The 12,494-nt window shown below is 32.2% G+C and carries 11 protein-coding genes; 3 read left to right on the forward strand and 8 right to left on the reverse strand.

Annotation, left to right across the window (positions count from 1 at the left end; genetic code table 11):
• Positions 1–7 precede the first annotated feature (7 nt).
• The 4 genes from FEM21_RS01030 to FEM21_RS01045 all read right to left on the reverse strand — a co-directional run bounded on the left by FEM21_RS01030 (position 8) and on the right by FEM21_RS01045 (position 2,468).
• On the reverse strand, positions 8–553 hold the full coding sequence (locus FEM21_RS01030; protein ID WP_051627437.1) for a type II toxin-antitoxin system antitoxin SocA domain-containing protein: 546 nt from the start codon (positions 551–553) through the stop codon (positions 8–10).
• A 441-nt stretch (positions 554–994) separates the two neighbouring features.
• A complete protein-coding gene (locus FEM21_RS01035; RefSeq protein WP_035656795.1) occupies positions 995–1,255 on the reverse strand; it encodes a hypothetical protein in 261 nt (86 codons plus the stop codon).
• A gap of 44 nt (positions 1,256–1,299) precedes the next feature.
• Positions 1,300–1,695, reverse strand: a complete 396-nt coding sequence (locus FEM21_RS01040) for a DUF5675 family protein (protein ID WP_035656796.1) — start codon at positions 1,693–1,695, stop codon at positions 1,300–1,302.
• Positions 1,696–1,709: 14 nt separating this feature from the next.
• Positions 1,710–2,468, reverse strand: a complete 759-nt coding sequence (locus FEM21_RS01045) for a hypothetical protein (protein ID WP_035656798.1) — start codon at positions 2,466–2,468, stop codon at positions 1,710–1,712.
• 1,094 nt (positions 2,469–3,562) lie between these two features.
• On the opposite strand from FEM21_RS01045, the gene FEM21_RS01060 reads away from it, so the two are divergent.
• The gene (locus FEM21_RS01060) at positions 3,563–4,555 is read left to right on the forward strand and encodes a pectinesterase family protein (RefSeq protein WP_201448262.1); all 993 of its coding nucleotides are present in this window, start codon (positions 3,563–3,565) and stop codon (positions 4,553–4,555) included.
• Between the two features lie 51 nt (positions 4,556–4,606).
• Here the strand turns inward: FEM21_RS01060 and FEM21_RS01065 are convergent, their stop codons facing one another.
• The 4 genes from FEM21_RS01065 to FEM21_RS01080 form a co-directional block, all read right to left on the reverse strand.
• The gene (locus tag FEM21_RS01065) at positions 4,607–5,587 is read right to left on the reverse strand and encodes a LuxE/PaaK family acyltransferase (RefSeq protein WP_035656803.1); all 981 of its coding nucleotides are present in this window, start codon (positions 5,585–5,587) and stop codon (positions 4,607–4,609) included.
• A 99-nt stretch (positions 5,588–5,686) separates the two neighbouring features.
• Entirely contained in the window at positions 5,687–6,028 is a 342-nt protein-coding gene (locus FEM21_RS01070) for a T9SS type A sorting domain-containing protein (RefSeq protein ID WP_035656804.1), read from the reverse strand.
• Between the two features lie 110 nt (positions 6,029–6,138).
• On the reverse strand, positions 6,139–7,323 hold the full coding sequence (locus tag FEM21_RS01075) for a hypothetical protein (protein ID WP_035656805.1): 1,185 nt from the start codon (positions 7,321–7,323) through the stop codon (positions 6,139–6,141).
• Positions 7,324–7,460: 137 nt separating this feature from the next.
• Positions 7,461–10,199 carry a TonB-dependent receptor gene (locus FEM21_RS01080; protein WP_035656808.1) on the reverse strand — a complete coding sequence of 913 codons (2,739 nt, stop codon included), beginning with the start codon at positions 10,197–10,199 and terminating at the stop codon, positions 7,461–7,463.
• 177 nt (positions 10,200–10,376) lie between these two features.
• Between FEM21_RS01080 and FEM21_RS01085 the strand changes: the two genes are divergently transcribed.
• Together FEM21_RS01085 and FEM21_RS01090 are read left to right on the forward strand one after the other, a co-directional pair.
• The gene (locus FEM21_RS01085) at positions 10,377–11,063 is read left to right on the forward strand and encodes a response regulator transcription factor (RefSeq protein WP_035656809.1); all 687 of its coding nucleotides are present in this window, start codon (positions 10,377–10,379) and stop codon (positions 11,061–11,063) included.
• 288 nt (positions 11,064–11,351) lie between these two features.
• A complete protein-coding gene (locus FEM21_RS01090; protein WP_035656810.1) occupies positions 11,352–12,431 on the forward strand; it encodes a sensor histidine kinase in 1,080 nt (359 codons plus the stop codon).
• Positions 12,432–12,494: the final 63 nt, after the last annotated feature.

Consider the following 12,494-nt stretch of genomic DNA (forward strand, 5'->3'; position numbering starts at 1 on the left):
GGAAAGTTTAATTGTTAAGGAAAAAATTCTTTTCTTCGGCTTTAATTATTTCCGTAGGAATGGCTTCACTAAGGGTGTTGTTTTTTTGTGCTTTAGCAAAAAAATACCTCCATGAATACCAAGAATGACTTAATTCCACTAAATCAAAAGCATTCATTTTTATAAGGTTTTTGTTAATCTCTTTTAATGTATCGACAGATTTATCAATTTTGTGTTTTAAATCAAAATCTAAATCAGATTCTTTAAAAGTACTATTCACAGATGTTTTTGAATTATCTATGCTAATAAATTGTAAATGATTCTTTTTAATAGCAAAATAAATATCACTTTCAACATGACCATAAGGCATGGCCACAAAATTATTAAAAGCATTATCTAATAAAGTGTCTTCTGAATTTTTAGTTGTACCAACAGCAGAAACAAAGAAAAGTAATTTTAGTGCTTTTAGGACACTAATGTCGTTGTTCTCATTTCCGTTATTTAATTCCTTATTCCAAATAATAAGTTTAAATACCAGATATTCAAACGCTTTTATTTTTTCTGATTTGTTCATTACTGTTAATTTACAGGGGTGCAAAAGTAATAAGTTTCAGTAAATATAATACTATTTATCAGAAATAAATTAAAAGTATTAAAAATATATTTGTTAAAATAAAATATTCCGATGTAGTAACTAGACTTCAGTAAAGAATTTCACTATGATTTTGTGCAATTGTTTTAATTTGCTGAATCAATTCGTTAGATTTTAAACCTAGGATAAACAAAAAGCCTGATCTCTTATAATCAGGCTTTTACATTGTTATGGAAAAGGTTGCCAATCAAAACCAAAACATTTTACTGAATTCACTTCAGTATATTTTTTAAAATTAGCGAGACTATAAAACTTACAGTCGCGCCTATTACAGCTAAGAAAACTGTTTTTAAAATATCTTCGGAAAGAATATTAGGAACAATACTTAAAAATGTTCCTGAAACAGTTCCAATCGGAAGATAATTATTCGATTCCATTACGTGCTAAATTTTCGTCATTAACATGTAATGCAGTTGTTGCTGTATCATCAACAGTAATTTGACTAATTGCAGAGATAACACCACCTGCTACAACCAAATATCCTGCTGCATTAACTACAATGGCAGGTAAAGCCACAGGCGCTGCCACAATCGTTCCACTTATAGCCAGTAAGGCTAATCCAACACTTCTTAAAACTCTGAAAAACTTCGGAGTTGGTGCTTTTGCTCTCGCTACTACATTCATAATATTTCTTTTTTATTCTTTGTTTTCTTATTTGAATAAAAGGATTAAGATTCAACAATTAACGCAACACTTTCATCGGTATCTAAGGCTTGATAAACTATTTTCTTTAGTTTTTTAAATGCCACTCTTGACATTAACCCTAGTCCGGGACCAGAGAGTTTGGTTACCGGCGCAATACAACCATGTAGTTCTTTTAACGCATTATTCGCTGGATGAAACAAAATCAAACTTCTGTTTTTTACATCAACTACTTCCAAATGCCATTTGAATTTTTGACTATACCGTTTTCTTATAAAATATTTCCCTTCTGGAATACAGGAAACCCGCTTTTCGTTATTTTTCCAAGGTAATTCGATAGTGTAACAAATGAATTTACCTTCACATAAGAGTTTGCCATTGGTTCCATCAGGGAAATAAGTTCTAGTTAAAAATAAAACCATATTCTAACCCTTGCTTAAACTCCTCCATTAACTTGAATCAGTGCTAATGGGTTGTATGCTCCATTTTTCAAAGAATACATACTACCATTCACTTGCTGATAAAATTCAAGTCCTAAAGCTAGAAATAAAGGTTTAGTGCTGTTAGGAGTAACAGAATTCACTTGGTTGATAACAGCTGTTGCCGTAGCATCCCAGGCTAAAATTGCCGTTTCTGCATGTTGCTCTACAAAAGTTTCATTCTCAAAATCAACTTCAACACCAGCTGAAATAATTTTGAAGTGAGTAGTTCCGCCAGGAGCTGCAATCATATTCGATGGAATAAAGGATGGAATATCCACGGTAATTTCACCCGTAACCCTATTGATGCTTCCGGTGTAAGGAGCAAACAAACTAGTGCCTAGCTTTCCACGAATATTAAATTCGAATCCTGCTAACAATTCTGCCTCACCGTCAATTACGTTTCGCAATCCACGTTCATTTACTGCATCAGCCTGAATCACCTTAACCATAGATTGCGTCAAACGACTTACCATACGGCTATCTGAAGAGTTTAATAATAATACACGAAGAGCAGTTCTTAGCATCTTTCCTGCTTTACCAGCTCTGCCAAACTCGGAACCATTTTCACGAGTTCTTTGAAAAGCAGGATCATTGGCGATTCTGTTAGCGTCAATACCGCCTTTTTCTCTCGCCAAATGCCCATCCTGCGTTTTGTAAAAAGTAATATCTCCGATAGTACCTTTCAATTTAATTATACCTTTTTGCCTTGTCATAAAATTTAAATTTGGAAATAATTTTATACTTTCTCAATCATCATTTTGTTGCAACATTTTATGATCAATTTCAGGCAAATTTTAGTCAATAAAACAGAAAATAAAAGCGAGTAAGGTCCATATGGCATTTTATGACATAAATGGCATCAATGAATCCAAATAACTGCTATTGTACGAAAAAATTTATTTGTTTAAATTTAATCATTACAACTTCGGACAAATAGGTTCGCTAAAGTAAAGCTCAATCAAAGCCATAGATAAAGTATGAAGACAGAATGTAAAAGATTATGTATCTACCCAAAGGATATACAACGCATAACAGGAAAGAGTTATCGCCAAAGTATTAGAATGCTACAAAAGTTAAAACAAGACTGTAATAAAGATAAAACTAGCCTTGTAAGTGTTGTTGAGTTTTGTGATTATACAGGTCTGAAATATGAACATGTAGAACCGCATATAGTTGGCTAGGAATATTGTGTGATTATTTAACTAGTCTAATATTTGGTGTACTTATCAAGTTTTAGTCTTGGTGTTCTCAGGCGTTTTTTGTAAATTAGCATTATCAAAATAGTATAAAACTAACTAAATTGATAGGGGTACAAATCGGAGTACTTTCATTATATTCAATTATTGAAGTCAATAAATCCAAGCAACGAGAGAGTTGATTCGAATCCCTTTCTCTCTGCGTATTTTAAATAAAGATTTAAAAACCCGAAAACAATATGTTTTCGGGTTTTTTGTTTTTTCTGGTCTGTACTAACTGTTTACATTTCTTTATTTTGAATACTTCTCTTGGTTAATAATTGCTCGTATATTTTGTTAGTGAGTTTTAATGATAAACTAGCCTTTTTTTGTTGAAAATAGCGGGTTTCGGGTAATGTGTCCCCCTAAAATTTGTGTTTTATCACCTTTCCATTCAAAGAGAAAATCTATTTTTGGCATTCTGGTATTGTATGGTAAAAATGAGATTCTTTTATAGTCAATGTGTAATAAAGGCTTTCTGTTAATAAAATAAGTTCTATTTTTAGCTTCCACATACTTAATAATTTAGAGGTTTTCGTGGGAAAAAATATTAATGATAAATAAATAAAGTGATGATTTTAAATTTTTTAATGGCTTCTGTTTTATCCTTAAGTTGTTCATTTGGTTCTGTTTCAAAAAATATACAAAACGAAAAAAAAAGAAAAAAAACCTATGATATTGTTGTAGACGCAAAAGGAACAGGAGATTATCTAAGCGTTCAGGAAGCTTTAAATGCTGTCGCTTTTTCGAAAACAACTGAAACTAAAATTTTTGTCAAGAACGGAACTTACAAAGAAAAATTAGAAATCCCTTTAAATAAAAACAAGATTACTTTAATAGGCGAAAGCAAGGAAAAAGTCATAATTACTTATGATGATTATGCTTCGAAAAAAAACAGTTCAGGAGAGAATATTGGAACTTCTGGTTCTGCTAGTTTTATTGTAACAGCAGATGATTTTAAGGCACAGAATATTACTTTCGAAAATTCATCAGGACCTGTAGGGCAAGCCGTAGCAGTAAGGGTTGACGGAGACAGAATAATCTTTGATAATTGTAAATTTCTTGGATTTCAGGATACACTTTATCCGCGTAGTACAACAAGCAGACAGTATTATAAAAATTGCTATATCGAAGGCACAGTTGATTTTATTTTTGGTGCTTCAACAGCAGTTTTTGACCAATGTGAAATTTTTGCAAAAGCTGATGGAGGTTATCTTACTGCGGCAAGTACAGACGAGAAAAATCTGTATGGATTGGTGTTTTTGAATTGTAGATTAACTACAAACTCAGGGAATGGCAGTTATTATCTGGGACGACCTTGGAGAAATTATGCTAAAACGGTATTCATTCAATGCGAAATGGCAGCACATATTAAGCCTGAAGGTTGGCATAATTGGGGTAAATCAGAAGCAGAAACTACTACTTTTTATGCCGAATATTTATCGACTGGTACAGGAGCAAATAATGCCTCGCGTGCGAAATGGTCGCATCTATTAACTACAGATCAGTTAAAAAATCAGTATACCATAAAAACTATACTTAAAGATTGGGCTCCAGTTTTGTAAAGCTCGGACCTAATTAAAGTAATTTGAGAATTCACGTGTAAAGATAGTTCTTTAAATTACCATTAAGTTACAACCTCGGATATCTGAGTTATCAAAACGTCCCAGTACTTCGAAAGAGTTATTGGGATTTTTTTTGCCCAAATCCTGTGTGGCAATAAAAGAACAGGAATTAATATTAGCTAAATCAATAACGTTAATTCCGCCTGTTTTTCCTTGAGAAACATACGTCAAAGCATCTTCGGTATCGCGGATAAGAATTTGCATCCAGGAAGGGCATTCAAATACGCCATTTCCTAATGAATAGGCTTGTGAAAGTAGTTCGGTCATGCCGTATTCAGAATGAATTGCCGAAACGCCAAAACCATTTTGTAATTGTTCGTGTAATTCTTCGCGAATCATTTCTTTGCGTTTGCCTTTCATACCACCGGTTTCCATAATGATGGTATTTTGAAGCTGGAATTTTTCTTTCTCAATTAAATCAAGTAGGGCATAGGTAACGCCAATTAAAATGATATTTTGTTCGGAGTTTTCTAATTCGATTATTTTTTTAATCAAATCGTCGTGGTTATGAAGATAAAAACCGCTTTCAGGATGATTAGAGAGCTTAATTAAGTCTTCGACCATGTAAATTAATGAAGATCCTTCTCTTTCCAGATAGGATGGAAGTAAGGCTAAAACAGCATAGTTTTCGATATTGCCGTAAAATTCAGAGAATCCTTTTCGATAACTTTCTTCATAAAGTGTAACATCTGTGACAAGATGTTTACTTGTAATCATTCCTGTTGTACCGCTGCTGCTAAAAATAGTTTGAACAGGATCAGTATTAGAAACAACATCATGACTTTTAAAAAACTGAATGGGTAAAAATGGGATTTGCTGTATCGTTTTTATACGTTGCACATCTGTTTTTAAAAAGTCGCAAAATTCACGATATACTGGATTATTTTCATATTGAAAACGAAATACTTTTAAAGCGATTTTTTCAAATTGCTTTTGATTCGAAATGGTAAATATATCAGTAGCTGTAATCAAGAATTTTTTTGGTAAAGGTATAAATTAAAATTTTTTTCTTTGGCATAAAAAAAGCTTCAAAATTCAAATTGAAGCTTTCTTGTTATTTAAGGGTTTGTATTATCTCACGATTAATTTTCGGGTTGCAGTAGCATTTTGCTCGTTTATTTTGATAATATATACACCTGGTATTAGGTTAGAAACATTGAGCTCTCTGGAATTGAGTTGGGTTTGAAGTACTTTTTTTCCTAAAAGGTCAAAAATGATAATTTCCTTTTCGCTGTCGTTTTTAGTAGTGATATTCACTTTACCATTGTATACAGGATTAGGATATAAATTCAAACCCTCAATAACAGAGGGACTATATTGGCTATTTTGCTGCGCTTTAGCTTCTTGAGCACTAATGCTCAAGGAACAGAAAAAAACCATTAAAATGATACTATAAAAGTAGTTTTTTTTCATTAGCTTGACTTTGATATGTAAAGATAAGCAAAATATTTCAAATAGTATGCCAAAAAAACGCCCTCCTGTTATCAGGAAGGCATTTTATTATGATTGTATGATTTTGTTTATTACAAACCTTTTGTCCATCCATTAGCCCATGTAGGAACTCCTGAACCATTTCCTGCTCCAGTTGCAGTAGTTGACTCTGTGAAAACTTTAGTTACATCAACAGTTGTTCCAGCAGTAGCACTTCCTTTTGATTTAACCGTTACGTTTTCGAATTTTACGTTAGTTGCTAATAAGCCAGTTCCAACAAATGCAATACTTTCGTCATGTTGTACATCAAAACCAGTTTTCCAGTCTTTTAAAACTACGTTGTCAAATTTACCTTTAGTTCCAAATCTTAATTTTAAAGCTTGAGATTCTGAACTTGTATCATTTGCTCCAGCTCCAATTAATGTAAGATTTTTGATATTTGGGAAAGAAATTGGTGTAATAGAAAGGTTGTCACCGCTATTGTCTGCTTCGATACCTCTGTTACCAGCATTTGTTCTGATTCCGTACCAGTTTTCACCATTACCAATCCATCCTTCAGTCCAGTCAAATAAATCGTCACCTACGATAGCTGCTTTGTTTGAAACAACTAAGTGTTTAGCATCTACAGTTCCACCAAACCACTCAAATCCGTCATCAGAGCTTTCGTAAACCTGAACATAATCAATAGTTGTTCCTCTACCAACTCCAAATAAAGAAAGCCCGTTGAATTCTTTAGAAGAGCTGTAAGCAAAACCTGGGTATTCAATTCTTAAATATTTGATAGATCCAGAGTTATCGTTGTCTTCTTTTCCACCGTATGTTAGAGCAGAAACCTCTGCACTAGCAGTAAGACCTTTGTTGATAGTTGCTTTACCACATACTACTAATCCTCCCCAAGCACCTGGTTTTTGAACTTCAGATGTCATAATTACTGGACTTGTAGCAGTTCCCTGAACATCAATTGATCCTCCCTGAGCAATTGCAATGTAGCGTACTTCTTCTATCTTATCTTCTGCTACTGCTGTAGCCTGGATGATAACACCTGGTTTAATAGTTAATTTAGCAGTGTTGTTAACAATTAGTTTTCCTGTAAGTTTGTAAGTTCCAGATTCTAAGATAACTTCTCCAGTATTGATTTCTCCTTGTAGATTGTCTCTAACTACTACGAAATCAGATTTTGGTTCATCGTTTTTGTTGTCATCGTTTGAGCAAGATGTTGTAAGTGTTACAAGCGATAAAGTTGCTAAGCCTAAAATTGTTGAAAGTGATTTTTTCATTACTTTTTTTATTAGTTATGTTTATGCAAAGATTAAAACTTAAGTCTGAATGAATGTTAAGCTGTTATCATCTGTTTGTTATCTCTATTTTAAAGAAACATTAAGTTAACGCAAGCTCAATGTTTCTTTAATGTTTCTTAGAATTGGTAGTTTATACCAAGTCCGAAAGTGATTCCTCTTTTGTAGTTCATTACTAATACATCGTTGTTAGCATTTTCCTGAACTCTTTTAAATTCTGGATTCAATAAGTTTCTTGCTCCAAAATCGATTCCAAGGCTTTTGTTAAGTCTGGTTTTAAAAACAAAATCTAAGGTTCCCATGGCTTTATCAACTAAGTTTCCTTTTCCTAGATTTCCAATTGCATAAAGCTTATCAGAATAGTGGTTGTAAGTTAATGTTGCTATAATTCCAGCATCCTTTTTCCAATTCTTAGCATACGATAAATCTGCATTTAAAATCAAATCGGAAGCACCAGTAAATCCTGAATTAGTATCTGTTGAATTGATATTTAGCATACTTCTTGTTTCTTTTTGAACTTTTTCAGCATCTATATCTTGGTTTGTTTTCATGTAAGAAGCGTTAAACCCAAAAGAAAGCTTGTTTGTTAACTCTTCATCAAAGTCAAAAATATTTTTTCTTGCTTCTAATTCCACTCCGTAAGCATAACCTGTGTCTCCAATGTTTACCCAAGAAATATCATTTGAAGCTGAAGCGATAATAATTTCATTGATTGGGTCAAGTATATATTTTCCGAAAGCAGTAACTGAGAATAACTCGTCGCTTTTTGGAAACATTTCCCATTTTAAATCAAAGTTGTAGTTTTGAGATGGATATAAGTAAGGGTTACCTATTTTTGATTCCATAACATCTTCATAAACGAATAATGCACGTTCTTTAAATTGTGGTAAAGTATAAGTTTTACTAGCTGCTAAACGAAGATTTTGTTTCTCATTCAATTCATACTTTAACACTAGATTTGGCAAAAATTCATTTCTGTCAAAAGTATTAATTCCTCCTCCTGCATCAAATTGTGTTCTCCATTCTACTGTTTGTGCAATTTTTTCGTATCTGAATCCTAAAACTGAGCTTAATTTATCTGTTAGCTTATATTCAAGGTTGGCAAATCCTGCGTGGATGTCCTGATCTCCACTATAAGTTTGTGGTGTCATTCCGGCAAAAGAACTTGTTGAGAATACACCATTACTATAATTTTGTTGATTGAAAAAATCATCTAAACTGTTAGGATTAACTCTTTCTTGTAAACCTGCTTCAGTTAGTTGGAAGTTAAACTGTATCGCTTCGAAATCACGTTTTTTGAATTTACCATTATAACCAGCTACAATTTTACCTTTTGAATCTCCATCTTTTGGATTACCCAGTTTGTAAGTAAAAGCCATATTTGCGGCTATTTCATCTTCTTTTAGGTTTTGAAAATATCTTTGGTTGTCAGTAGTTGTTCTTTGGGCAATATTATAATAATTATTATCTCTGTAATGGAACAGCATATTTTGAGTTCTGTCAGGCATATTGCTTTCTACAGTATTGTAAGAAGCTCCCCAGTTGAAATCTATTTTATCTGTTAATTTATGGTTTCCTAATAATTGATTGATGAAAACTGAATTTTGAGTAAATGTTCCTCTTTGAACTTGTAAATCAGCATTGGCATTATCATAATCAGTATTGCTACCTACATAAATATCTCTGGCTTGCTCAGAAGAATTTACATATAATAAATTGTATCCAATTTTGTGATTCTTATTTAAACGATAGTTGGCATTAAACATACCAGTAGTATTGGTGTTGTAAGAGTATTTCTCTTGTGAGTATGATTTTTGATCAGCACCTTGAGAACTTACGGCTTTTGTTATTCCTTCTCTAAATTCATACCCATTACTAAAACTGGCAGTAGCAAAAAGACTTAATTTTCCTTCTTCACCAATGTTGAAATTTTTTCCTGCTTTTAAGCTAAAGTTTCCACCAAGTGGTGTTTCTTTTTTCGGGTTTAAGCTGTTCTCAAAAGTAAATGACGATAAAGGACTGTTAGGAACACCGTATGAAACAAAACCTGTTTTATTAGGTCCTTGTTGTAGCATAAAATTGTTTTTTCCTAAGGCATTTGTGTTTGCTTTTGATCCTATTGAAATTTCAAACATTCCATCTCCACGGTAGTCTTTAGAAACAATATCTACATTACCTCCGGCAAAGTCACCATAGATTCTTGAACCGTAAACCTTGTCTATAGAAATGTATTCAACGATATCTGTTGAGAAAATATCCAAAGCAATGTTTTTTCGTTCAGGATCATTTGAAGGAATTGGTAATCCATTCATAGAAGTAGAGTTGTAACGATCTCCTAATCCACGTACATAAATGTTGTTATTGCCTTCTTGTTTTGAAACACCAGCTGTTTTTACAACAGCAGCAGCTACATCGCCAACTCCTTTTCGGGATAATTCCTGGGCTCCAATGTTTTGTTTGATTTCAACGGCATTTTTCTGCTCTAACAATAATGCTGTTTCTTTTTGTCTGTTGACTGTGTTTTTGATAACAACATCTTGTAGTGTAAAAGCTCCGGATGATAAGCTTTGATTAATTACAAGTTTAGCTCCGTTAGTTACTTTTACTGGAACTTCTTTAGTCTCATATCCTACAAATGTGTATTGAAGGATGTAACTTCCTGGTTCGATACTAATGGTATATTTTCCATCAATATCAGTAGTAGTGTTAATTTTAGTGCCTTTTACAAAAACATTTGCAAAGGGAAGTGTTTCATTATTAGAATCTTTGTCTGTTATTACTCCTGAAATCGTACCTTTACTTTGAGCAAAGCTTAGTGTAGTAATAAAAAGTGTTAGAATGAATAATCTAAGTTTCATAATTGATTAAATTTTTTGCAAAGAAATACCAGCTCTGTAAAGTTGGTGTTAATGGGTTGTTACGATTGTGTTTCTTGAATATTACTAAATTGTTATCTCTTTAAATTACGGTTAACGGGAGTTTTATGCTGTTTTTTTATTGCTACATTTACAACGCAAAAGAAAATTTGCCAGATTATGAAAAAGAAAAACACGAAGATTTTACTGGTTGATGATGAACCGGATATTTTAGAAATTGTTGGTTACAACCTTTCTCAGGAAGGCTATCAAATTGTTACTGCTTCTAATGGTAGAGAGGCAATTGCTAAAGCCAAAAAGGAATTACCTGATTTAATTATTATGGATGTAATGATGCCTGAAATGGATGGCATGGAAGCTTGTGAAAACATTAGAAACATTCCGGAATTAAGCGAAGTAATTATAACTTTTCTAACAGCAAGAAGTGAAGATTACTCTCAGGTAGCTGGTTTTGATGCCGGAGCTGATGATTATATCACAAAACCTATTAAGCCAAAGTTATTAGTAAGTAAAGTAAAAGCTTTGTTGCGAAGATTAAAAGAAGCTAACGAACAAGACAGCGAAACTCTAAATGTAGGAGGAATCGAAATTAATCGTGAAGAATATAAGATTATCAAAGATAGTGTTGAGATTGCTTTGCCTAGAAAGGAATTTGAATTGTTTTACCTTTTAGCTTCTAAACCTGGAAAAGTATTTAAAAGAGATGAGATTTTAGATAAAGTTTGGGGAAATGAAGTGGTTGTAGGAGGAAGAACTATTGATGTTCATATTAGAAAATTGCGTGAAAAAATAGGCGATGATCTTTTTAAAACCATAAAAGGTGTTGGTTATAAATTTGAAGTATAGTTATAATTTCGGGTTTTTTAAACCATATAAGTCATATAAGTTTAACTGATGTAACAGTTAGACTTTTCTTTTTTATAAAAGAAGTTGATGTAAGTATTGTCTAATAGTTTAATATTCTGTTTCAACAGGAATTATAATTTAAGATGATGAAATTTTCTTTTTGTTATGATGCTTATATGTACTTATTTTTAAAATGATATTTTTGTAAATAACTAAAGACAAAAAAACTTATCTTACTTATATCTTTAAAAGATAGGATTATTGTTTTTTAAGAACGAATACGAATAAATGAAAATTAGCTTTAAAAAAACATATAAGTTTGCCATAAAATCGGCATTTTACATTACTCTTTTTTCTACAGCTTTTGTTGTTTTTTTAGCAATGCTTGTTTTTCATGCAAGTACTAAAAGTTTATTTCTTTTTGGTATTGCTTTCATGTTTACCATTTATCTTTTTTCATTTTTAGTGTTACAATATCGTGTAGAACGTTTTATTTATCGAAGGGTAAAAAAAATATACGATGATGTTTCTTTGCTAGAATCCAGTACGCTTATCAATCAGCCTATTACAACTGATATGGAAACTTTGACACGAGAAGTGAAGAAGTTTGCTACCGATAAAAAACTGGAAATCGAAATGCTTCAGGTGCGGGAAGAATACCGAAGAGAATTTTTAGGTAATATTTCGCATGAGTTAAAAACACCTCTTTTTACCGTTCAGGGTTATATTTCGACTTTGCTTGATGGAGCAATGGATGATAAAACCATTCGAAAAAAATATTTAAAACGTGCCGATAAAGGCGTAGAGCGTTTGATATATATCGTAGAAGATTTAGATATGATTACTAAATTAGAATCAGGAGATTTGGATTTAGAAATCACTGAATTTGATATTGTCGAATTGATTCGGAATGTTTTTGACTTGTTAGAAATGAAAGCTGACAAGAAAAATATAAAATTGGCATTCGAAAACGAATACATTCGTCCTAATTTTGTTAAAGCCGATAAAGACAGAATTCAGCAAGTAATCGAAAACCTGATTGTAAATTCTATTAAATATGGTAAAAAAGACGGAATTACCGAAGTAGCTGTTGTGAATTTGACTAAAGAAAAAGTATTGGTTCGAATTAGTGACGATGGTGAAGGAATTGAAAAACAAAATATTCCAAGACTTTTTGAACGTTTTTACCGTGTGAATAAAAGTGGTTCTCGATCTGAAGGTGGTTCCGGATTAGGTTTGGCCATTGTAAAGCATATTATTGAAGCCCATAAAGAAAAAATTTATGTAGAAAGTGAATTCGGAATTGGTTCTGAATTTTCATTTACTATCGAAAAAGCGAATAAAAAACAAGTTATTATTAAAGATTAAATCACTCTTTTTTAATCTTTTGTACGATTATTTATCATTTAATGTTAAACTAAGGTTTTTTAA

This window comes from Flavobacterium seoulense (assembly GCF_000695795.1).
GTDB classification, from domain to species: Bacteria; Bacteroidota; Bacteroidia; order Flavobacteriales; family Flavobacteriaceae; genus Flavobacterium; species Flavobacterium seoulense.

Coding starts and splice junctions, on each gene's coding strand:
- FEM21_RS01030 (WP_051627437.1), bottom strand. CDS start 553: ATGAACAAATCAGAAAAAATAAAAGCGTTTGAATATCTGGTATTTAAA.
- FEM21_RS01035 (WP_035656795.1), bottom strand. CDS start 1,255: ATGAATGTAGTAGCGAGAGCAAAAGCACCAACTCCGAAGTTTTTCAGA.
- FEM21_RS01040 (WP_035656796.1), bottom strand. CDS start 1,695: ATGGTTTTATTTTTAACTAGAACTTATTTCCCTGATGGAACCAATGGC.
- FEM21_RS01045 (WP_035656798.1), bottom strand. CDS start 2,468: ATGACAAGGCAAAAAGGTATAATTAAATTGAAAGGTACTATCGGAGAT.
- FEM21_RS01060 (WP_201448262.1), top strand. CDS start 3,563: ATGATTTTAAATTTTTTAATGGCTTCTGTTTTATCCTTAAGTTGTTCA.
- FEM21_RS01070 (WP_035656804.1), bottom strand. CDS start 6,028: ATGAAAAAAAACTACTTTTATAGTATCATTTTAATGGTTTTTTTCTGT.
- FEM21_RS01075 (WP_035656805.1), bottom strand. CDS start 7,323: ATGAAAAAATCACTTTCAACAATTTTAGGCTTAGCAACTTTATCGCTT.
- FEM21_RS01080 (WP_035656808.1), bottom strand. CDS start 10,199: ATGAAACTTAGATTATTCATTCTAACACTTTTTATTACTACACTAAGC.
- FEM21_RS01085 (WP_035656809.1), top strand. CDS start 10,377: ATGAAAAAGAAAAACACGAAGATTTTACTGGTTGATGATGAACCGGAT.
- FEM21_RS01090 (WP_035656810.1), top strand. CDS start 11,352: ATGAAAATTAGCTTTAAAAAAACATATAAGTTTGCCATAAAATCGGCA.